At 71.1% G+C, this 23,143-nt stretch carries 14 protein-coding genes; 12 read left to right on the top strand and 2 right to left on the bottom strand.

Annotated elements, in window-relative coordinates:
• Nucleotides 1-38: 38 nt before the first annotated feature.
• Nucleotides 39-371, bottom strand: a complete 333-nt coding sequence (locus tag BIV24_RS05005; RefSeq protein WP_071364920.1) for a WhiB family transcriptional regulator — start codon at nucleotides 369-371, stop codon at nucleotides 39-41.
• A gap of 381 nt (nucleotides 372-752) precedes the next feature.
• Between BIV24_RS05005 and BIV24_RS05000 the strand changes: the two genes are divergently transcribed.
• From BIV24_RS05000 to BIV24_RS04985, 4 genes are all read left to right on the top strand, one after another.
• The gene (locus BIV24_RS05000) at nucleotides 753-1,364 is read left to right on the top strand and encodes a response regulator transcription factor (RefSeq protein WP_003948568.1); all 612 of its coding nucleotides are present in this window, start codon (nucleotides 753-755) and stop codon (nucleotides 1,362-1,364) included.
• A 421-nt stretch (nucleotides 1,365-1,785) separates the two neighbouring features.
• On the top strand, nucleotides 1,786-2,361 hold the full coding sequence (locus BIV24_RS04995) for a sigma-70 family RNA polymerase sigma factor (RefSeq protein WP_030571403.1): 576 nt from the start codon (nucleotides 1,786-1,788) through the stop codon (nucleotides 2,359-2,361).
• Between the two features lie 165 nt (nucleotides 2,362-2,526).
• Nucleotides 2,527-4,032, top strand: a complete 1,506-nt coding sequence (guaB, locus tag BIV24_RS04990) for an IMP dehydrogenase (RefSeq protein WP_071364919.1) — start codon at nucleotides 2,527-2,529, stop codon at nucleotides 4,030-4,032.
• A gap of 200 nt (nucleotides 4,033-4,232) precedes the next feature.
• Nucleotides 4,233-5,357, top strand: coding sequence for a GuaB3 family IMP dehydrogenase-related protein (locus BIV24_RS04985; protein WP_071364918.1), 1,125 nt, complete (start codon nucleotides 4,233-4,235; stop codon nucleotides 5,355-5,357).
• Nucleotides 5,358-5,721: 364 nt separating this feature from the next.
• On the opposite strand, the gene BIV24_RS04980 is transcribed toward BIV24_RS04985, so the two are convergent.
• Nucleotides 5,722-6,930 (bottom strand): nucleotide sugar dehydrogenase, encoded by a 1,209-nt coding sequence (locus BIV24_RS04980; RefSeq protein ID WP_071364917.1) that lies wholly within the window; start codon nucleotides 6,928-6,930, stop codon nucleotides 5,722-5,724.
• Between the two features lie 260 nt (nucleotides 6,931-7,190).
• On the opposite strand from BIV24_RS04980, the gene BIV24_RS04975 reads away from it, so the two are divergent.
• From BIV24_RS04975 to BIV24_RS04940, 8 genes are all read left to right on the top strand, one after another.
• A complete protein-coding gene (locus BIV24_RS04975; RefSeq protein ID WP_079168019.1) occupies nucleotides 7,191-8,897 on the top strand; it encodes a glycerol-3-phosphate dehydrogenase/oxidase in 1,707 nt (568 codons plus the stop codon).
• A 376-nt stretch (nucleotides 8,898-9,273) separates the two neighbouring features.
• A complete protein-coding gene (locus BIV24_RS04970; RefSeq protein WP_071364915.1) occupies nucleotides 9,274-11,283 on the top strand; it encodes a serine/threonine-protein kinase in 2,010 nt (669 codons plus the stop codon).
• Between the two features lie 170 nt (nucleotides 11,284-11,453).
• Nucleotides 11,454-14,018 (top strand): protein kinase, encoded by a 2,565-nt coding sequence (locus BIV24_RS04965; protein WP_071364914.1) that lies wholly within the window; start codon nucleotides 11,454-11,456, stop codon nucleotides 14,016-14,018.
• Between the two features lie 177 nt (nucleotides 14,019-14,195).
• On the top strand, nucleotides 14,196-15,863 hold the full coding sequence (locus BIV24_RS04960) for a serine/threonine-protein kinase (RefSeq protein ID WP_071364913.1): 1,668 nt from the start codon (nucleotides 14,196-14,198) through the stop codon (nucleotides 15,861-15,863).
• Between the two features lie 111 nt (nucleotides 15,864-15,974).
• Nucleotides 15,975-17,612: a serine/threonine-protein kinase gene (locus tag BIV24_RS04955; protein WP_071364912.1), complete on the top strand. Its 1,638-nt coding sequence runs from the start codon at nucleotides 15,975-15,977 to the stop codon at nucleotides 17,610-17,612.
• Nucleotides 17,613-17,704: 92 nt separating this feature from the next.
• Nucleotides 17,705-19,369, top strand: coding sequence for a serine/threonine-protein kinase (locus BIV24_RS04950; protein WP_071364911.1), 1,665 nt, complete (start codon nucleotides 17,705-17,707; stop codon nucleotides 19,367-19,369).
• A gap of 174 nt (nucleotides 19,370-19,543) precedes the next feature.
• A complete protein-coding gene (locus tag BIV24_RS04945) occupies nucleotides 19,544-21,154 on the top strand; it encodes a succinic semialdehyde dehydrogenase (RefSeq protein WP_071364910.1) in 1,611 nt (536 codons plus the stop codon).
• A 63-nt stretch (nucleotides 21,155-21,217) separates the two neighbouring features.
• Entirely contained in the window at nucleotides 21,218-23,029 is a 1,812-nt protein-coding gene (locus BIV24_RS04940) for a GMC family oxidoreductase N-terminal domain-containing protein (RefSeq protein WP_177198622.1), read from the top strand.
• Nucleotides 23,030-23,143: the final 114 nt, after the last annotated feature.

Raw genomic sequence — 23,143 nt, 5'->3', positions numbered from 1 at the left:
GGCACGCCAGTGCGTGCCCGCGCTGCAGAAACGTTCTTTCAGTTGTTCGGGGCGGCGGTGCCCCCGTTGGCCGTGGATGCCGGTACCAGCCGGTTCCGTGCTCGCCCCATGAGCTCTTCGCGCTCGTCCTCGGTCAGGCCGCCCCATACGCCGTACGGCTCTCGCACTGCCAGCGCGTGGGCCGCGCACTCCGCGCGCACGGGGCATCTCATGCAGACCTCTTTGGCCGAGTTCTCGCGCGCGCTCCGGGCCGCGCCGCGTTCACCTTCCGGATGGAAGAACAGCGAGCTGTCGACCCCACGGCAGGCCGCATGGAGCTGCCAGTCCCACAGATCCGCGTTCGGACCGGGAAGGCGGGAGAAATCTGCCATTGCGTGTCCCCTTGTTGCCGTTCTGGGCGGATATCTGCGCTTCCGACCGTACAACGACGATCTTAGGAGATGAAAATATGACTCATTGCGAATCTAGCTCCAGACACCAGCAAACGGGAAGAAAAGCGGCTAAATGGGGCATACGTTGTGATGAAAGTTCGAGGGTCCGCCGCGCATGTCTGCACCGTGTTCGCGCCCTCACGTACAGTGCCGAAGATGGCTTGCTGCACCGTAACTCTTTCGAGTGACCATCGTTGAGAGTGCGGAGGCGGTTGAAAGAACAAGCGCTCGGGCAGGGGTCCGAGGGTGTCGACCGCTCAGGTGACGATTCGTACCAGCCTGGAGGCTCAAGGTGACGCGCATCAGCTGCGGAGGGCGGTCATGACATCCGTCCTCGTCTGCGACGACTCCCCGCTTGCCCGAGAGGCGCTCCGCCGCGCGGTGGCGACTGTGCCCGGCGTCGAGCGCGTGACGACGGCGGCCAACGGCGAGGAAGTCCTCCGCCGCTGGGGGGCCGACCGCTCGGACCTGATTCTGATGGACGTACGCATGCCCGGCCTGGGCGGCGTCGAGACCGTGCGACGGCTCCTGTCCGCCGACCCGGGAGCACGCATCATCATGCTCACCGTCGCCGAGGACCTGGACGGGGTGGCGCTCGCGGTCGCCGCGGGCGCACGCGGCTATCTGCACAAGGACGCCTCGCGTGCGGAGCTGCGGGCGACCGTGACGCAGGCCCTCGCCGACCCGACGTGGCGGCTCGCACCGCGGCGGCTGCGCTCCGCCGAGATGGGTGCCGCGCCGACACTCACCGCGCGTGAGATCCAGGTCCTGGAGGGCATGAGCCACGGCCGCTCCAACGCGGAGATCGGCCGCGAGCTGTTCCTCTCCGAGGACACCGTGAAGACGCACGCCCGGCGGCTGTTCAAGAAGCTCGGCGCCTCGGACCGCGCGCACGCGGTGGCGCTCGGCTTCCGATGGGGCCTGGTCCGCTAAGTGGACCACCGCGGGGGCATGCAGATCCCCGCCTACCGCAGGGTGGGCGGGGTGCAGCGACCCCAGGAGAGACCCGGCGCGCTCCCACGTCGTCCGGCACGGTGCCCCATGCTCGGCTTCTCGCGCGCGGGGGCACCCCCGTCAAGGATCCGAGTCCGGCATGTCGCGTGCATGCGGCGAACGGCGCGGGGACGTGCCGGTATCTCCCTGGAGCCGCTGGGCGAAGGGGCTCGCCGGACGCCCGCTGCTCGTTTCGCCGCGGATGCCGCATCCTTGAGGTGTGGAGTTCCTCGGGGACGAGTCGGTCGAGCGGGAGGGGAGGGCGCAGGGTATGGGTTTCGGCGCACCTGCTCATAACGCTTCGGTGCACAACTACGGACGCGGTGCCACGGATCGGACGACACCGAGGCACCATGGACCGATGCGCGACGACGAGACAACGGTGATCGGGGCGCTCGTCCATCGTGCCGTCGACGGCGACGAGCAGGCGACCCATGACCTGCTCGCCCGCGTTCACCCTCTGGCCCTGCGCTACTGCCGCACGCGCCTGTCCCGCCTGCCCGGCGACGCCCGGCACTTCGTCGAGGACCTGGCCCAGGAGGTCTGCGTCGCGGTGCTCCTCGCGCTCCCGCGCTACAAGGACACCGGCCGCCCCTTCGAGGCGTTCGTCTTCGCGATCGCCGCGCACAAGGTCGCGGACCTCCAGCGCGCGGCGATGCGCCACCCCGGCTCGACGGCGGTCCCGTCGGACGAGATGCCGGAACGCCCGGACGATTCGCTGGGCCCCGAGGAGCGGGCGTTGCTGAGCAGCGACGCCGAGTGGGCCAAGAAGCTTCTGGCCAACCTCCCCGAGAACCAGCGCGAGCTGCTCCTGCTGCGCATCGCGGTGGGCTTGACCGCGGAGGAAACCGGTCAGATGTTGGGAATGTCACCGGGGGCAGTGCGGGTGGCGCAGCACAGGGCGCTGAGCCGGCTCAGGGCGCTGGCGGAGCAGTAGCGACGCCATTGCGGGGCTGGCTGCACACCCTTTGTGAACAAGCCGGTCACTGACTCCGTACGAACATACGAAGAGGAACCCCGCCCTCCCAGCATGGAATGAGAGAGCCATGCTTCCCGTTAGCATGGAGATCTGCACCGATCAAGGCCATTTGGGGAAGGTGTCATGACTGTCTACGTCGACGGAGTGCCCGAGAAGTTCGCGACACTCGGGCTGACCTACGACGACGTGCTGCTGCTGCCGGGCGCGTCGGACATGGCGCCCGACGAGATCGACACCACCTCGCACGTCTCCAAGAACGTCCGGGTCAACATCCCGCTCCTGTCCGCCGCCATGGACAAGGTCACCGAGTCGCGCATGGCGATCGCGATGGCTCGCCAGGGTGGCGTCGGTGTACTCCACCGCAACCTCTCCATCGAGGACCAGGCCAACCAGGTCGACCTCGTCAAGCGTTCCGAGTCCGGCATGGTGGCCAACCCGATCACCATCCACCCGGACGCCACCCTCGCCGAGGCCGACGCCCTGTGCGCGAAGTTCCGCATCAGCGGTGTCCCGGTCACCGACGGGTCCGGCAAGCTGCTCGGCATCGTCACCAACCGCGACATGGCCTTCGAGAACGACCGCTCCCGGCGGGTGCACGAGGTCATGACGCCCATGCCCCTGATCACCGGCACGGTCGGCATCTCCCGCGCCGAGGCCATGGAGCTGCTGCGCCGCCACAAGATCGAGAAGCTTCCGCTGGTCGATGACGAGGGCCTCATCAAGGGTCTGATCACGGTCAAGGACTTCGTGAAGGCGGAGCAGTACCCGAACGCCGCGAAGGACGCCAAGGGCCGCCTGCTCGTGGGCGCCGCGGTGGGCGTGGCGGGCGACTCCTTCGAGCGTGCCCAGGCCCTCATCGAGGCGGGCGCCGACTTCATCGTCGTCGACACCGCGCACGGCCACTCCCGGCTGGTCGGTGACATGGTCGCCAAGATCAAGTCGAACTCGTCGGGCGTGGACGTCATCGGTGGCAACATCGCCACGCGAGACGCCGCCCAGGCGCTCATCGACTCGGGCGTGGACGGTATCAAGGTCGGCGTCGGCCCCGGCTCCATCTGCACGACCCGCGTGGTCGCCGGCATCGGCGTCCCACAGGTCACGGCCATCTACGAGGCTTCGCTGGCCGCCAAGGAGGCGGGCGTCCCGGTCATCGGCGACGGCGGCCTGCAGTACTCCGGCGACATCGCGAAGGCCCTGGTCGCGGGCGCCGACACGGTGATGCTGGGCTCGCTGCTCGCGGGCTGCGAGGAGTCGCCGGGCGAGCTGCTGTTCATCAACGGCAAGCAGTTCAAGTCGTACCGCGGCATGGGCTCCCTGGGGGCCATGCAGACCCGCGGTGACCGCAGGTCGTTCTCCAGGGACCGCTACTTCCAGGAGGGTGTCGCCTCCGACGAGCAGCTGATCCCGGAGGGCATCGAGGGCCAGGTGCCCTACCGCGGCCCGCTGTCCTCCGTCGTCCACCAGCTGGTCGGCGGCCTGCGCCAGTCGATGTTCTACGTCGGCGGCAGGACGGTCCCGGAGCTCCAGGACAAGGGCCGCTTCGTGCGCATCACCTCGGCGGGCCTGAAGGAGAGCCACCCGCACGACATCCAGATGACGGTCGAGGCGCCCAACTACAGCAGGAAGTGACGCACACGCGCGCGGAGCGTCGGGAAGTGACGCATCCGCGCGCGGAGGGCGTGTGAGGCGCGCAGAGCACGTCCGAGGGCGGCCCCGGCACTTCCCGGGGTCGCCCTCGCCGTTTCTGCCGCCGCATGTGCAGGGCGGCCGTCGGCGCACCCGTCGGCGATACTGGAAGACGCTGAAACGCAGAGGGAAAGGCCACAGACGTGACTGAGATCGAGATCGGGCGCGGCAAGCGCGGCCGCCGGGCGTACGCCTTCGACGACATCGCCGTCGTCCCCAGCCGCCGTACGCGGGACCCGAAGGAGGTCTCGATCGCCTGGCAGATCGATGCCTACCGCTTCGAGCTGCCCTTCCTGGCCGCTCCCATGGACTCGGTCGTCTCCCCGGCCACCGCGATCCACATCGGCGAGCTGGGCGGCCTCGGCGTGCTGAACCTCGAAGGCCTGTGGACGCGGTACGAGGACCCGCAGCCGCTGCTCGACGAGATCGCCGGGCTGCCCACGGACGCCGCGACCCGCCGCCTCCAGGAGATCTACGCCGCGCCCATCAAGGAGGAGCTGATCGGGCAGCGCATCAAGGAGGTGCGCGACTCGGGCGTGGTCACCGCGGCCGCGCTCTCCCCGCAGCGTACGGCGCAGTTCTCCAAGGCGGTCGTCGACGCGGGCGTGGACATCTTCGTCATCCGCGGTACGACGGTGTCGGCGGAGCATGTCTCCCAGTCGCACGAGCCGCTGAACCTGAAGCAGTTCATCTACGAACTGGACGTCCCGGTGATCGTCGGCGGCTGCGCCACCTACACTGCGGCTCTGCACCTGATGCGCAGCGGTGCGGCCGGCGTGCTGGTCGGCTTCGGCGGCGGTGCCGCGCACACCACGCGCAACGTACTCGGCATCCAGGTTCCGATGGCGACGGCGGTCGCGGACGTGGCGGCCGCCCGCCGCGACTACATGGACGAGTCCGGCGGCCGGTACGTCCACGTGATCGCGGACGGTGGAGTCGGCTGGTCCGGCGACCTTCCCAAGGCGATCGCCTGCGGTGCCGACGCCGTCATGATGGGCTCCCCGCTGGCCCGTGCCACGGACGCGCCCGGCAAGGGCCACCACTGGGGCATGGAGGCCGTCAACGAGGAGCTGCCGCGGGGCAAGAAGGTCGACCTGGGCACGGTCGGCACGATCGAGGAGGTCCTCACGGGCCCGTCGCACACCCCGGACGGCTCGATGAACTTCTTCGGCGCCCTGCGCCGCGCCATGTCCACCACCGGCTACAGCGAGCTGAAGGAGTTCCAGCGGGTCGAGGTGACGGTGGCGGACTCGCAGCACCGTCGGTGACGTGACGCCGCGCTCGGCTTGAGCGTCGAAGGGGCCCGGCCCACCTGCAGAGGTGGGCCGGGCCCCTTCGTATGCCCAAGTGCCCAGGAGGGGGCGCGTGGCGCGCCCGTGGGGCGTCAACGCAGGCCCACTCGCTGGGATCGGATCCGTCTGTGGACGGTGAAGTGCCGGAGGAAGTGGATCTTGCGGATCTTTGGATGGTGTGTGTCCACCCCTATGAGACCTACGGGTGGACACTTCGTGAACCATCCTGGAGCCTGCCGCAGTAACCTTCTGCGGCGAGCCCCGCCCGTCCACACGCCAGCGGCGGAGCCGCCCCGCATGCCACCAGCCCCGGAGGCACGCCCACCCCCGCGCGCCCCCTTCACAACCGATGCGCAGCCCCCGTGGGCGTAGCCCCCCGCGTGTCCAGCAACAGCTGCGCCTTCACCGACAACCCCTGCAGGTCGTACGTGCGGTGCTGCTGGAGCAGGATCGTCAGGTCGGCGTCGGCCGCGGCCTCGTAGAGGGAGTCCGCGCGCGGGATCGGGCGGTCGAGGACGCTCCACGCGGGGACGTGCGGGTCGTGGTAGCTGACGGACGCGCCCAGTTCCATCAGGCGCAGCGCGATCTCCCGCGCGGGGGAGGCCTGCAGGTCGGCGAGGTCCGGCTTGTAGGTCACGCCGAGCAGCAGGACGCGCGCGCCGCGGGCCGACTTGCCGTGCTCGTTCAGGAGTGTGGCGGCGCGCTGGATGACGTACTGGGGCATGCGGTTGTTGACCTGCTGCGCCAGTTCGACCATGCGCAGGGTGCGTCCGGTGGGGCCCGCCAGGTCCTGGGGGACGGCGTGGCCGCCGACGCCGGGGCCGGGGCGGAAGGCCTGGAAGCCGAAGGGCTTGGTCTCGGCGCAACGGATGACGTCCCACAGATCGACGCCCAAGTCGTGGCAGAGGACGGCCATTTCATTGACCAGGGCGATGTTGACCTGCCGGTAGTTCGTCTCCAGAACCTGTACCGTCTCCGCCTCGCGTGGGCCGCGCGCGCGTACCACCTTGTCGGTGAGGCGCCCGTAGAAGGCGGCGGCGGACTCGGTGCAGGCGGGGGTCAGGCCGCCGATCACCTTGGGGGTGTTGGCGGACCCGAAGTCGCGGTTGCCGGGGTCGACACGGCTGGGCGAGTACGCGAGATGGAAGTCGCGTCCCGCGCGCAGACCCGAGCCCTTTTCGAGGAGCGGACGCAGGAACTGCTCCGTGGTGCCCGGAGGCACCGGCGACTCAAGGATCACGGTGGTGTGCGGGCGCAACCGCTCGGCAAGGGCGTGGGCGGCCGTCTCCACCTGGCCGAGGTCGACGCCGCCGCCCGCGCCGCGCGGGGCCGGGGCGCAGATGACGGCGGTGCGGACGCGGCCGAGTTCGGCGGCGTTGGTGGTCGGCCGGAAGCCCCCCGAGAGCATCCGGCGCAGCTCGGCGGCGGTGAGGGAACCGGCCTCGGGCCCCGTCCGGTAGCCGATGGTGGAGACACCGGCGGCGACGGCGGCCTGGGCCAGGGGCAGGCCGAGATGACCGAGTCCGATGACGGCGAGATCTGCGGGCATGGCGTGGGCCGTCCTTCCCAGTAGCCGAGGCGGGACAGGTGTGCAAGCGGTGTGGACAGAATGAGCGAGATGCAATGTCAGACTAGGAGTAAATATGACCGATTTGCGGGATTGACGGGGCGTGTTTCCCTGTGTGTTGTCCACAGGCGGTGAGCGCGTGGTGGCCGAAGCCGGGTATCCCGGTCAGACTTTGGACAGGGGGATGTGAGCCGGGTCTCGCCTGACAGGTGGGGCCAGCGCGACAGACGCGGGAGGCAGCAGTGAGGACAGCGGCACTGGGGCCGGCGCAGCGCGCCGGGTCACTGGCGGGAATGGCCGAGCGTGAGCTGGACGTGCTGGTCGTGGGTGCGGGCGTGGTCGGCGCGGGGACCGCGCTGGACGCCGCCACACGCGGCCTGTCCACGGGCCTTGTCGAGGCGCGGGACTGGGCGTCGGGCACCTCCAGCAGGTCCAGCAAGCTGATACACGGCGGCCTGCGCTATTTGGAGATGCTCGACTTCGCGCTGGTACGCGAGGCGCTGAAGGAGCGCGGACTGCTGCTGGAGCGTCTCGCGCCGCATCTGGTGAAGCCGGTGCCGTTCCTGTATCCGCTGCAGCACAAGGGGTGGGAGCGGCTGTACGCGGGTTCGGGTGTCGCGCTCTACGACGCCATGTCGATGGCGCGCGACCATGGCCGCGGCCTGCCGGTGCACCGTCATCTGAGCCAGCGTCAAGCTCTCCGCGTGGCCCCCTGCTTGAAGAAGGACGCGCTGGTCGGCGCGCTGCAGTACTACGACGCGCAGGTGGACGACGCCCGCTATGTCGCGACGTTGGTGCGTACGGCCGCGTCGTACGGTGCGAAGACCGCCAACCGCGCGCGTGTCACCGGTTTCCTGCGCGAGGGCGAGCGGGTCGTCGGCGCCACGGTGCAGGACGTGGAGGGGGGTGGGCAGTACGAGATCCGCGCCCAGCAGATCGTCAACGCGACGGGGGTGTGGACCGACGACACCCAGGCGATGGTGGGCGAGCGGGGCCAGTTCCACGTACGGGCGTCCAAGGGCATCCATCTGGTCGTGCCGAAGGACCGGGTCCACTCGACGACGGGTCTGATCCTGCGGACCGAGAAGTCCGTCCTCTTCGTCATCCCGTGGGGCCGGCACTGGATCATCGGGACGACCGACACCGACTGGAACCTCGACAAGGCCCACCCGGCGGCCTCCAGCGCGGACATCGACTATCTGCTGGAGCATGTGAACTCCGTTCTGGCGGTGCCGCTCACGCGCGACGACGTGGAGGGGGTGTACGCGGGCCTCAGGCCGCTGCTCGCCGGGGAGTCCGACGCCACCAGCAAGCTGTCCCGCGAGCACACCGTGGCGCATCCGGTACCCGGTCTCGTGGTCGTGGCGGGCGGCAAGTACACGACGTACCGGGTGATGGCCAAGGACGCCGTCGACGAGGCGGTGCACGGCCTCGACCAGCGGGTCGCCGACTGTGTCACGGAGGACATCCCGCTGCTGGGTGCCGAGGGATACCGTGCGCTGTGGAACGCACGGGCGCGCACAGCGGCGCGCACCGGACTGCACGTGGTCCGCGTGGAACATCTGCTGAACCGGTACGGCTCGATGGCGGAGGAAGTCCTCGACCTGATCGCGGCCGAACCCTCGCTCGGTGAACCACTCCGGGCGGCGGACGACTATCTGCGGGCCGAAGTGGTGTACGCCGCCTCGCATGAGGGCGCGCGGCACCTGGACGACGTGCTGACCCGGCGGACGCGCATCTCGATCGAGACGTTCGACCGCGGCACGCGCAGCGCCCGGGAGGCGGCCGAGTTGATGGCGCCGGTGCTCGGATGGGACGAGGGTCATATCGCGCGCGAGGTCGAGCACTACGAGAAGCGGGTGGAGGCGGAGCGCGAGTCGCAGCTCCAGCCTGACGATCTGACAGCGGATGCGGCGAGACTGGGGGCACCGGACATCGTGCCGCTGTAGGCGACCGGGGCGAGGCCGCGACGGCGAGTGCCGGAGCGCCGTGGCCGGAGCCGGGGTGACCGGCAGTGGGAACAACCCATAGGGTCCAGGGTGTCCGGCGCGGCGGCGTCGGAATCCTTGCTTGCCGCGGCCCATCATGGAGGACGAGACGAGGGGCCGGGGTCCGATCCCGGCCGGTCCGGTGGCGGACGGGCGCGACGGCGGCGCACACCGGGGTGCCGTGCACGTCACGGGCCCGGACGCCGTCGTGTCCACCACGTCGGGGCGCTGTCCGGTGCGGAACGGGACACCGAATCAGGGGCACCCCTGGGCGTCGGGCGGTCGGTGCGTGAGGGACAATGAAGGCTCTGTCAGGGCGGGTTGCATGAGGGGACGCATGTCGGAGGCGGAGCGGGCGGGGACATCCCGTCAGGACAAGAGCGAACGTCTCCTCGCCGGGCGCTACCGGCTGGGGGATGTACTCGGCCGCGGCGGCATGGGCACGGTGTGGCGGGCCAAGGACGAGACTTTGGGCCGTACGGTCGCCGTCAAGGAGCTGCGGTTCCCGTCGAGCATCGACGAGGAGGAGAAGCGCCGGCTCATCACGCGAACCCTGCGGGAGGCCAAGGCGATCGCCCGGATCCGCAACACCGGTGCCGTGACCGTCTTCGACGTGGTCCAGGAGGACGACCGGCCCTGGATCGTGATGGAGCTGATCGAGGGCAAGTCGCTCGCCGAGGCCATCCGCGAGGACGGACTGCTCCAGCCGAAGCGCGCCGCCGAGGTCGGGCTGGCGGTCCTCGACGTGCTGCGCGCCGCGCACCGCGAGGGCATTCTGCACCGCGACGTGAAGCCGTCGAACGTGCTGATCGCCGAGGACGGCCGGGTCGTGCTCACCGACTTCGGTATCGCGCAGGTGGAGGGCGATCCGTCCATCACCTCCACCGGCATGCTCGTCGGCGCCCCCTCGTACATCTCGCCCGAGCGGGCGCGCGGGCACAAGCCCGGCCCGGCGGCCGACCTGTGGTCGCTCGGCGGACTGCTCTACGCGGCGGTCGAGGGCGTACCGCCGTACGACAAGGGGTCGGCGATCGCCACGCTGACCGCGGTGATGACCGAGCCGCTGGAGGAGCCGAAGAACGCGGGTCCGCTGAAGGACGTCATCTACGGGCTGCTCGCCAAGGACCCTCAGCAGCGGCTGGACGAGAAGGCCGCGCGGGCGATGCTCCAGGAGGTCGTCCACGCACCCGACCCCAAGGAGAAGGTGCCGGCGGACGCGACGCGGGTCCTCGAGGCGCCTCCGGTGCCGAAGGAGAGCCCGGACAACGGGAGTAAGGGATCCGAAGGCAAGCGGGGCGAGGAGGCCGCCGAGCGGCTGCGCGGGGCGCTCAGGTCCGTGCGCAAGGCCGCGGCGTCGACCGCCCCTGAGACGGCCGCGGGGGCCACGTCGTCCGCTGCCGCTTCGACGTCCGGTGGCGCGGACGCGCCCGCTGCCGGGACGTCCGGCCCGGGGGCCGCGTCGGCGGGCGTGCGGGACGACAGCGCTGCCGCCGCGTCGAACTCCGGTTCTGCGAAGCCCAAGTCGGGGTGGCCCGTCGTGCCGGACCCGGACCGTCCGCCCCGGCCGACGGCGCCGCCCCGGGCACCGCTGACGGACGTGGTGTCGAAGCAAATGCTGGTGATCATCGCCGCGGTCGTGGCCCTCGCCGTGCTCGGGACCGTGCTCGCGCTCACCCTCGGCGACGACAAGGGCTCACAGGACGGCAACAAGGGCGGCAAGGGCGACACCAAGGCCACCGCGTCCACCGGTGCGACGGCCGGGAACGGAAGCAAGGGCGGCGCCGCCCACCCGGACAGCGGCAGCCCGAGCGGCACCGCGACGAACGGGCCCAACAAGCAGAACACCGCGGACACCTCGCCGAGCGCCAGCGCGAGCGCGAGCGCCGAAGCGTCCTCCGGCTCGTCGGGCGGCGACGGCGCGGCGTCGACGTACAACAGCCGTCAGGGGTACTCGATCGGCCTTCCGGCGGGCTGGAAGTTCCGGTCGTCGGACTCGGTGGGGGATCGTTTCACCGGACCCGGCGGGCAGAGGCTGCTGGTCGGCTGGACCTCCACGCCCAAGGGTGATCCGGTAGCCGACTGGAACAAGCAGGAGCGCTACATGGTGCGCCCCCAGTACAAGCGGATCGTCATCAAGGCGGTGGACTACCGCGGTTGGAACACGGCCGACTGGGAGTTCACCTATGTCGACGGGGGCACCACCAACCGCGTGGTCGACCGCGGATTCGTCGTCAACCCGCACCAGGGGTACGGGCTGATGTACACGGCGAAGGCGGACGACTGGGACGGCTCACTGCGCCAGGACACCTGGAAGACACTGACCCAGACGTTCCAGCCGAAGTCGTGACGTACCACGCGGCAAACCGACGTTCCGTACGGTTGTGCCGTGGGGAGATATGACATCCCCGGGTTGTGGGTTGCCTCCGGCACGTATCGTGAGGGACTGCGGACGGTGCGCAGCCGGAACGGGGCGCCACACGAACGGAATCGACCAACGAGGCGGCCGGGGGAGGCATCGTGGACGACTACGCGGGACGGGTGCTCGCCGGCCGCTACCGTCTGCCGCTGCCGCCCTCCGACGAGTACGAACTCGCCGAGGCCCGGGCGTTCGACACATACAGCGGACAGGAAGTCCTCGTACGCCAGGTGCCGTTGCCCGAGATCGTCGAGGCGGAGGTGCTCGACGCGGACGGGCTGCCCGAAGGGTTCGTGGCGCGGGACGGCCGGGCCCATGGAGCCTTTGCCCGCACGGCGGCCACACACCGGCCGGCCGATCCGGCCGTACGGCGTGCGATCGAGGCCGCACAGGCCGCCGCGCAGATACCGGACCACCCCCGGCTCGACCAGGTCTTCGACGTGTTCGCCGAGGGCGGTTCGCTGTGGATCGTGAGCGAGCTGGTGGCGGCGAGGCCGCTGGCGGCGCTGCTCGCGGACAGGCCGCTGACCCCCTACCGCGCGGCGGAGGTCGCCTCCGACGTCCTCATGGCGCTGCGCGTCCTGCACGCGCACGGCTGGGTGCACCGCAACGTCACCGCGCGCACGGTGCTCGTCTGCGATGACGGCCGGGTGATGCTGACCGGTCTGGCGGCCGGGGCTGCGGAGGAAGCGCTGTGCGGGTACGACCCGGTGCCTGGGCAGGAGTCCGGCGGAGGCGCGGGATCACTCGGCCAGGGCGGGGTCACGCCGGGGACCGGGACCGGTGCGTCCACCGGTGGCTTCGGCGGCTCGTCCGGTGCCGTCGGGGGGGCCGCGCGGGGCGCCGACCCCGAGGCCGCGCGCCGGGCCGCGATCGAGGCCCGGGGGAACGGCGCACCTCCGACCGTGGCGCGCGGCGGCGGTGCGCCCGTCGTGGGGGCCCGGGAGCTGGAGTCGGCCGGAGACGTGCGGGCGGCGAGGGCCGGGGCGATCGCCGCCTACCGCGCCGGGGCGCGGGCCGCAGCACGGGTACAGGAGGAACAGCGCGGCGGCGGGGCGGCCCTGCCGCCGCCCCGCCCGGCCGACACCGGTGCGGCGGTACCGGCACAGGCGCCCGGTCAGGAGGTGGAGCGGCGCCCCGAGACACCGCCGGGACAGATCGTCGACCCGTACGGAGTGGGCGGCACGCCCTCCAGGCACGGCGCGGTACCCCGCCCGGCGGCGTCCATCGGCGACGACCGGCCCCGCACCGCCCTTCCCGGCGGCACGCCCGGGACCCAGGACAGCGGCGGTGACCCGCACAGAAACGGCACGCCGTTCCCCGGCGCGGGCACGGAAGCGTACGAGAGCACCGCCGACGACCCGTACGGCCCGGGCCCAGGCCCCCGCGCCGCGCAGTGGAACCACCGAGGCCCCGCCACCGCGCTCGCCGCCGAGCGCGCGCGGCAGGCACGGGTGACCGTCGTCGGACCTGTCACCGAGCGGTGGGCGCCCGAGCAGGCCGGCCCCGTGCACGAGAACTGGCAGTTGGCCCCGCCGATCGGACCCGCGACCGACCTCTGGGCGCTCGGCGCGTTGCTGTTCCGGGCCGTTCAGGGGCATGCGCCGTATCCCGAGGAGAGCACCACCGAACTGGTCCAGCTCGTCTGCGCCGAACCGCCGGCCTTCGCCGAGGAGTGCGGGCCGCTGCGTCCGGTCGTGGAGTCGCTGCTGCGTCAAGACCCTACCGAGCGACCCGACTTCGAGGAACTGAGCGGCTGGTTGCGCTCGCTCGTACGGTCCGCGCCCGAGGCCGAGGCGGGCACGCACGTCGTCGCGGCGCCGCCCGTCGACCCCACCCGGCTGCCGATCGTACGGCGCCGCGGCGAGTTGGTCCGCCGTCGCCGCGCCCGGCTGCCCGAGAACGGCCATGCCCGCCACAAGCGCGCCAGGGACGACCGGCCGCAAAAACCCCGCCGGCTCGGCCGCATTCTGCTCCTGCTGATCCTGTTCGCGCTGACCGCGGCGATCGCCTACGCCATGGCGTTCATGCCGAAGACCGCATCCGGCAGCGGCGGCGGCGCGACGGGGGAGCGCACCGGTGCCGCAGGCGACGCCGGTCCGGCGCCACGGCAGTCGGACACGGGCGATGCCGGACAAGCGGGTCGGCAGAGCTCCAAGAGCCCTACTGCGTCGGACGGTTCAGCGCAGACGCAGACCAGTCAGGTCCAGATCGCCGAGGGCTTCACCCTACGCGATGACCCCGAGGGCTTCCGCGTCGCCGTCGCGAACGGCTGGGCCCGCACGCCGAAGAACGGGCGCGGCCAGATCGTCTACTCCCACGGCGACTTCGAGCTCATCGTGGTGCCCGGACGCGACAGCACAAGCAGATACGGCAGTGATCCGCTGACCTATCAGCGCGAGACGGAGCCCGAACTGCAGCCGTTCCGTACCTCGACATGGGCCACCTCCAGGGGCATGCGACGCATCGACGTGGGCGACCGGAGCCTCGCCGAGGGGCAGTTCACCTGGACGGACTCCGACGGGCGTGACCTGTTCGTGCGCAACCTCGCCGTTCTCGTCGGCGGCCGCTACCACGTGGTGCAGGTCCGCGGCCCCGAGGCCGAACGCGACGAGGTGACACGGCTGTACGAGCAGGCGCAGCAGACGTACCAGACAAAAGACTGAATCCCCGTCACCAGTGCTACCGCACAGGCGAGATGATGTCACCGAGTACGCGACCATCCGTACGGGGAGAGGAAACCGTCACAGTGCGGTCTTTGAACGACCCCGCCGGTTCCCGTCGTGAGGGCCGCTCTCTAGTCTGACCCTCGTCAAGACCATTTGCGGGGGAACGTGAATCAGATGCAGGGCCTGCTCCTCGCCGACCGCTACCGGCTCGTCGACGCCATCGGCAGCGGGGGCATGGGCCGGGTGTGGCGCGCCCACGACGAGGTGCTGCACCGTCCGGTGGCCATCAAGGAACTGACCGCAGCGCTGTACGTCACGGAGAGCGACCGGTCGGTGCTGCTCGCCCGGACGCATGCCGAGGCGCGAGCCGCCGCACGCATCAACCACTCGGCCGTGGTCACGGTCCACGACGTCCTGGAGTACGACAACCGGCCGTGGATCGTGATGGAACTGGTCGAGGGCGGCTCGCTGGCCGACGCGATCAAGGAGCGCGGCCGTCTCGAGCCCGCCGAGGCCGCGCGCATCGGGCTGTGGGTGCTGCGCGCGCTGCGCGCCGCGCACTCCGCGGGAGTTCTGCACCGTGACGTGAAGCCCGGCAACGTCCTGCTTTCCGCCGATGGACGGGTGCTGCTCACCGACTTCGGCATCGCGCAGGTCGAGGGCGACACGACCATCACCCGCACCGGCGAGATCGTCGGCTCCGTCGACTACATCGCGCCCGAGCGCTTGCAGGGCCACGACCCGGGCCCCGCCTCGGACTTGTGGGGGCTCGGCGCCACGCTGTACACGGCGGTGGAGGGTGCGTCGCCCTTCCGGCGGACCTCTCCGCTGACCACCATGCAGGCCGTGGTCGGCGAGGAGGCCCCGCCGCCGCGGTTCGCGGGCGCCCTGGAGCCGGTGATGGCGGCACTGCTGTGCAAGGACCCCGCCCAGCGGCCCGATGCGGCGCAGGCCGAGCAGATGCTCGCCGAGGCGGCGGAGGGGCGGCGGCCGAAGGCGGCACAGGAGTACGTGGCGACGCGGCATGTGGACCTGAGCGCAGCTGGGGACACGATCGGGCTCGCGCACCCCGGGCAGGCGGACGCCTCCAGGACGGCCGACAGCACCCTGTACCAGCTCGCGCCGCAGCCCGCGCCGCAGCCCGCGCCGCGTACCCGGCGTCGCGGCCGAATGGTCGCGCTGGTCCTCGCGCTGGCCGCGCTCGTGGGCGGTGCGGGTGCGGTGGTCCTGAACCAGTTCGGCAAACACGGCGGCGCGGCCGGCACGCCCGCCGTCGTGGAGTCGGGAGTACCTGCCTCGACCCCATGGCAGTCGCCGGACACGCGGCAGTCGCCGGACACGCGGCAGTCGCCGGACACGCGGCAGTCCCCGAGCACCGTCCCCGACGGCTGGGTGCGGGTGGACGATCCCGCGGGCTTCAGCCTCGTCCTGCCCGGCGAGCAGTGGAAGCGGAAGGTGTTCGACTCCCACCAGACGGACTACTCGCCCGACGGCGGCCGGCACTTCATCCGTATCGCCGTCGACCGTGCGCCGGACTATGACGAGCCGTACCAGCACCAGCTCGATCTGGACCGGCAGCTCAGGAGGCTGGTCGACTACAAGCGGCTGTCCCTGAAGGCCAACATCTACCGGGACCACAGCGGCTCCCGGTGGGACTACACATGGACCGCCCTGGCGAAGGACACGCCGTTCCCCGGGCCGCGCCACGCCGTCGAGGAGACGTACCTCGGTCGCGACGGCGTTGAGTACGCCCTGTACATGTCCGGTCCCGAGGCGGACTGGGAGACCACGCGCGCGCAGTTCGACGTGGTGCTGCGGGGATGGCGCCAGCCGGCCGGCTGAGAAGCGTGCCGCGACAGCGGGTGCGTCGGCGCATGCGCGCGTACGTCGGATGTCGGCCATCGCCGGGTCGGCGTCCCGGAGGGTTCGCGTCCGGTGCGGCATGATGGGCGCATGAGGACCGAGGGGGAGAACGTCCGTGTCTTAGCAGGGCGTTACCGTCTGGAGGAGCGGATCGGTCGGGGCGGCATGGGCGTCGTCTGGCGGGCCGTCGACCAGTTGCTCGGCCGCCAGGTCGCGGTAAAAGAACTCGTCCTCGACACCTCACTGTCAGCCGATGAGGCTCGGCTGCAGCGTGAGCGCACACGGCGCGAGGCGCGTGCGGTCGCGCAGTTGCGGCATCCGCACATCATCGTCGTCCATGATGTCGTCGAGCACGAGGAACGCCCCTACATCGTCATGGAGTTGATCGATGGCGGATCGCTGGCCGAGCGCATCGCAGCGCGCGGCCCGGTCGACGCACCTGAGGCCGCCCGGATCGGCGTCGACCTGCTGGGTGCGCTGCGCCGTGCGCACGGCGCGGGCGTGCTGCACCGCGATCTCAAGCCCGCGAACGTCCTGATGGAGGCGGGCACCGGCCGTGTCGTCCTCACCGACTTCGGCATCGCACGGGTCGCCGGCGCCACCACGCTCACGGAGAGCGGCTCCTTCGTCGGTTCGCCCGAGTACACCGCGCCCGAGCGGATGTCCGGCGAGCAAACCGGGCCCGCCTCCGATCTGTGGTCGCTGGGCGCACTGCTGTGCACCGTCCTGAGCGGCACATCCCCTTTCCACCGCGACTCGTTGGGCGGGATCCTGCACGCGGTGGTCGTCGATGACATCCGTCCGCCCGCACAGGCACAGCCGCTCCTGCCCGTCATCCGAGGACTGCTGGAGCGCGATCCGGAACGGCGCCTGGACGCGGCTCAGGCGCAGCGGCTGCTGGAGGAGTTCCTGGAGACGGGACGTACGCCGACGGCCCCGGTCGCCTACTCGCCGACGCAGCGGGACGTGCCCCGGCTCGCGGTGCCGCCCGCCCCGAAGGGGGGGTCCGAGGCCGCGACATCGCCGTCGGCCGCCGTGCCGCCGGCCGCGAAGCGCCCCGCGCGGGGCGGACTCGTCGCGGCGACCCTCGTTGCGGCCGTCGTGGGAGCGGGCGTCTCGGCGGCGGCGCTGCTGCTGCACGACGGCGGCAACAGCGGGGAGAAGCCGGCGAGTTCGGCGCCTTCGCACCCGTCGGCCACGGGCACCCCGTCCGTCTCTTCCTCCTCCACGGCGAGGGCGACACGTCCGCCGCCCTCGCCGACGTCGGCATCGGCCCCCGCCCGCAAAGCGCCCTCGGGATACCGGTCGGCACAGGACCCGGGCGGGTTCTCGCTCGCCGTGCCGGACGGGTTCACACGCAGTACGCAGGGCGAGCGGGTCTTCTACACGTCCCCGGGGCAGACCTTCCGCCTCGGTATCAAACGTGTGAAGCCCGAGGCGGGCGGCCCGCTCGCGGTGATGCAGCGCGCCGACGCCGAAGGACCCGCCACGAACCCGGGGTACCACGACGCCCGGGTCTCCTCGGAGTCGCACCGTGGAAACCCGGCAGCGTTCTGGGAGTTCACCTGGAACGGGTTCACCGCGGCGGAGGGCCCCCGGCACACCTACGACCTGTGCTGGGAGGAGGGTGGCTGGATGTACGACATGTGGGTGTCGGCACCGGTCGGGAGGGTGCGGGAGGCGAAGGAGTACTTCGACGTGGCGGTGGACACGTTCGTACCGGAGTAAAACGGAAATTGCCGACGCGGTCGGTCACGGGTGTGTGACCAGTGGGGAGCGAAGGTGGCTGACGGACTACAGGGTGCGATAAGCATGAACATATGAGCCATCAGGGGAGCCCTCGCCGCTCTGAAGAGCCGACCAGTTTCGGCCTGCAGCCGCCGCAACCGAGCGTGCCCTTGCCGGGAAACCCTTATACCCAGCCCCCTTCGGCGCCGACGGTTCCACACCCTGCCGCACCCACCGTCAGGGTGCCCGAGGCGCCGCAGGAGCCGGGGGCCGGACGGCTCATCGCCGGGCGCTACCGTCTGCTCGCCAAGCTCGGCCACGGCGGCATGGGCACGGTGTGGCGGGCCAAGGACGAGACGGTGGACCGGGAGGTCGCCGTCAAGGAACCCCGGGTCCCCGACCACCTTCCCGAGCGTGAACAGGCCAACGCCTACGAGCGGATGCGCCGCGAGGCACGGGCCGCCGCCCGCCTCGACCACCCCGCGGTCGTGAACGTGCACGATGTGGCGCTCGTGGATGGCCGGCCGTGGATCGTGATGGAGCTGGTGCAGGGCCGGTCGCTGGGTGCCGTGCTCCAGGAGGGCACCCTCGGAATGCAGGAGGCCGCGAGGACGGGCCTGGAGGTGCTCGGCGCGCTGGAGGCCGCGCACGCGGCGGGCATCCTGCACCGGGACGTGAAGCCGGACAACGTCCTGCTCGGCCGCCATGGCCGCGTCGTCCTCACCGACTTCGGTATCGCGCAGATCGAGGGCGAGACGAACCTGACGGACACGGGCGGCTTCGTCGGCTCGCCCGAGTACGTCGCGCCGGAACGGGTGCTGGGCCGGCGTCCCGGCCCCGAGTCGGACCTGTGGTCGCTGGGCGTGGTGCTGTACGCGGCGACGGAAGGCGTCTCGCCGTTCCGCCGGACCAACACGCCCGCCACGCTCCAGTCGGTCCTCCACTCCACCCCCGCGGCCCCGGCCTCCGTCCGCGGCCCGCTCGCCGACGCCATCAACGGACTGCTGGACAAGGACCCGGCGCGCCGCCCGAACGCGGCCGAGGTCCGCCGCCTCCTGGAGGAGGCCACCAGGCCGCCGCAGCCGACGCGGCCCATGCTGCCCGTCGCCCCGGCTGCCACGGGCGGAACCGGCATCCGCCTGGGCCGCCGGGCGCTGCTCGGGATCGGGGCCGGGGTCGTCGCGGCGGCGGTGGCGGCGTACCTGGTCATCGCGGACCCGTTCGCGGGCCCCCTGCCCGACGGCTGGGAGAAGCGCCCGGAGAAGGCGCTGGGGGCCACCCTCGTGGCGCCCAAGGACTACCAGGTGAGCAGGCCCGAGAAGAGCGACACCGACAAGAACTGGGTGACGTACACGGACTGGAGCGGCAGTATCTGGATCGGCCTGCACCTGGCGAAGAAGTCCGAGGACAACGGGAACCAGATCAAGGACTCGGCGGCGGCCGAGATGTACGCCGACAACGGCGATTTCAAGAACAGCGGGGCCTCCGAACTGGATATGCCCAAGGACCCGGGGACGCGGACGGCCCCGAAGGACAGCACGTACCACGGCGAGAAGGCGGCCGAGAACACGGTCTCCTACACGACCAGAGACAGCCGGCACCCGCGCCCGCGTGAGCTGAGGATCTTCTACTACAAGAACTCCGCGGGCGACATGTACAAGCTCACGATCAGCTACCCGGGCAAGGGTGACTTCAGGGACCGCGGGCAAGAGGTGGCGAGCGCGGCGATCGCGAACCTGGGCATCGACAAGCTCTAGCCGGCGCCCCGGCAGGCAACGTTCGCCCTGTCGCGGCGCCCGGCCCGCACAGTGTCGAACAATGCCCTGATCAGGGCATTTGCTGCCAGTGATCACTGGCGTTGTGTGAGCACCCGGTGAATCCCCGTTACCGACGGGTACCAAAAGCCTTCCGTCCGGCATACCCTGCGGCTCATGACGGACTCGCAGGCCCCGGAGAAGGCCACCAACCCCCTCGCACCCGCTCCCGCCGGCGCCCGCACCGCTGCCGACGTGGTCACGCCGGAACTGGTCGCCCAGCTTACCAAGGGTGTGGCCGGCTCCGGCCGTACCGCCAACCACACACCGTTCACCGGCGAGAAGCTGGCCGACCTGCCCGAGTCCACCCCCGAGGACGTGGCAGAGGCCTTCGAGCGGGCCCGCGCCGCCCAGCACGCCTGGGCGGCCACGCCCGTACGGCAGCGCGCCGCCGTCCTGCTCCGCTTCCACGACCTGGTGCTCGCCCGCCAGGCCGAGGTGCTCGACCTCATCCAGTTGGAGACCGGAAAGGCCCGCCTCCACGCCCACGAGGAGGTGCTGGCCGTCGCCGTCGCGGCCCGGCACTACGGCCGCAAGGCGCCCTCGTATCTGAGGCCGAAGCGGCACACGGGTGCCGTACCGACGCTCACGCGCGTCACCGAACTGCGCCACCCGCGTGGTGTCGTCGGCCAGATCGCCCCCTGGAACTACCCGCTGGAGCTGTCGGTCGGCGACGCGCTCCCCGCGTTCGTCGCGGGCAACGCGGTGGTGATGAAGCCCGACACGGAGACATCCCTGACCGCGCTGTGGGCGCGCGACCTGCTGATCGAGGCCGGGCTGCCCGCCGGCGTCTTCCAGGTCGTCATCGGCGACGGGCCGGTCGTCGGCCCGGAGGTCGTCCGGCACGCCGACTACGTGTCCTTCACCGGCTCCACCCGTACCGGCCGCGAGGTCGCCCAGGGCGCCGCCGCCCGCCTCGTCGGCGTCTCGCTCGAACTCGGCGGCAAGAACGCCATGCTGGTCCTCGAGGACGCTGACATCGAGAAGGCGGCCGCCGGAGCCGTGCGAGCCTGCTTCTCCTCCGCGGGTCAACTCTGCATCTCCATCGAGCGGTTGTACGTCCACGAGTCGATCGCGGACGCCTTCGTGGAGCGGTTCGCCGCCCGCACCACGGCGATGCGGCTCGGTACGTCCCTGGCGTACGGCGCCGACATGGGGTCCCTGGTCGGCGAGCGTCAACTGAAGGCCGTGGCAGGGCACGTCGAAGAGGCCGTCGCCAAGGGCGCGAAGGTGCTGGCAGGCGGGGCTGCCCGACCGGACGTCGGCCCGTACTTCTACGAGCCCACCATCCTCGACGGCGTGGAGGCGCCCATGGCGGTGTGCACGGAGGAGACCTTCGGCCCGGTCGTGTCGATCTACCGTTTCAAGACGGAGGACGAGGCGATCGAGCGCGCCAACGCCACGCCGTACGGCCTGAATTCGTCGGTCTGGACGAAGGACGGCCGACGGGGCAGGGCGATCGCGGCGCGGCTGCGCACCGGCACGGTCAACGTCAACGAGGGCTATGCGCCCGCGTACGGCAGCGCGCAGTCGCCGATGGGCGGCATGAAGGACTCCGGCCTCGGCCGCCGCCACGGCTCCGAGGGCATCCTCAAGTACACCGAGGCCCAGACCGTCGCGCACCAGCGGTTGCTGCCGATGGCGCCGTCGCTCGGCATGGACGACGAGAAGTACGCGGCGTTCATGAGCCGCAGCCTGAGGGCGATGAAGGCGCTGAGGCTTCGCTAGTGCTGTGACCGGACGCCGGGCAATCACACAGACCCCGCAGTGCACACTCAACGAGGAGGGCGCGTGCCACAGGAGATCGACGCCCGGCCACCGGCGGACACTTCGTACGACTACGACTACGACGTCATCGTCGTCGGCTCCGGCTTCGGCGGCTCCGTCACCGCCCTGCGCCTGACGGAGAAGGGCTACCGGGTCGGAGTGCTGGAGGCCGGACGCCGCTTCACCCGCGGCTCCCTGCCCAAGAACTCCTGGGACCTGAAGAACTACCTGTGGGCGCCTGCCCTCGGCCTGTACGGCATCCAGCGCATCCACCTGCTGGGCAATGTGATGGTGCTGGCGGGCGCCGGGGTCGGCGGCGGCTCCCTCAACTACGCCAACACCCTCTACGTACCGCCGAAGGCCTTCTTCGACGACCCGCAGTGGAAGGACATCACCGACTGGCAGGAGGAGTTGAAGCCGTACTACGACCAGGCGCGGCGCATGCTGGGCGTACGGCTCAACCCGACCCTGACGCCTTCGGACGTCCACCTGAAGGCGGCCGCTCAGCGGATGGGCGTGGGCGACACCTTCCACATGGCGCCGGTCGGTGTCTTCTTCGGCGACGGTGACGACGCCGACGGAACGGCCAAGGCCAGGCCCGGCGAAGAGGTCCCGGACCCGTACTTCGGCGGCGCCGGGCCGGCCCGCCGGGCGTGCACCGAGTGCGGCGAGTGCATGACCGGCTGCCGCCACGGCGCGAAGAACACGCTCAACGAGAACTACCTCCACCTCGCCGAGACGGCGGGCGCGGTCGTGCACCCCATGACGACGGTCGTGTCGGTCACGGACGACTCGCGAGGCGGGTACGCCGTCGCGGCCCTGCCGACGGACCGGAAGCGCAAGGGTGAGGGGCGGACCTTCACAGCGCGAAGGGTCGTCCTCGCGGCGGGCACCTACGGTACGCAGACGCTGCTGCACCGCATGAAGGCGAACGGCCAACTGCCGTACATATCCGACCGGCTGGGCGATCTTACCCGGACCAACTCGGAGGCGCTGGTGGGCGCGCAGACGGACGACCGCCGCTACCGCGAGGCACACGGATCCACGAAGGCCGACTTCACGCGGGGTGTGGCGATCACGTCGTCGGTCCACCCGGACGAGAACACGCACATCGAGCCGGTCCGCTACGGCAAGGGCTCGAACGCGATGGGCAGTCTGTCGATCCTTCAGGTCCCCTACGCGGAGGGCTCGTCGCGCGTTCTGGCGTGGCTCGCGAACGCGGCGCGGCACCCGTGGCTGGTGGCGCGCTCCCTGTCCAACCGCCGGTGGTCGGAGCGGACCATCATCGGCCTGGTGATGCAGTCGCTGGACAACTCCCTGACGACCTACCTGAAGCCGAACGGCGTCGGGAAGGGACTTCTGACGGCACGACAGGGCCATGGCGCCCCCAACCCCAAGCAGATCAGGGCGGCTTCCGAGGCGGCGTCCGCGATCGCGGACGAGATCAACGGCTTCGCGGGCAGTAACGTCGGCGAACTGATGGGGACACCGCTGACCGCGCATTTCCTCGGCGGCTGCCCGATCGGTGCCTCGCGCGAGACGGGTGTGATCGACCCGTACCACCGGCTGTACGGCCACCCCGGCATCGCGGTGGTCGACGGCGCGGCGGTGTCGGCGAACCTGGGCGTCAACCCCTCCCTGACGATCACGGCACAGGCCGAGCGCGCGATGTCGTACTGGCCGAACGAGGGGGAGGCGGACCCGCGTCCGGCACAGGGGGCGGCGTACGCGCGGATCGAGCCGGTCCAGCCCCGGCGGCCGGCGGTGCCGGCGGAGGCGTTCGGGGCGCTGCGGCTTCCGTGCCTGGGGATACCGGCGGTGCCGCCGAAGAAGTAGCGGGTACGTCGCCGCACACAGAAGAAGGACCCGCACACAGAAGAAGGACCTGTGCCCCCCTCCGAGCCCAGGTCCTTCTCCTTGGTGCGCGGCGCGCGAGGCGCCTTGCACAGT

The organism is Streptomyces colonosanans (genome assembly GCF_001866645.1).
Lineage (GTDB): Bacteria > Actinomycetota > Actinomycetes > Streptomycetales > Streptomycetaceae > Streptomyces > Streptomyces colonosanans.
The sequence above is the reverse complement of the archived record's forward strand: the minus strand, read 5'-3'. Positions and strand labels throughout refer to the sequence as shown.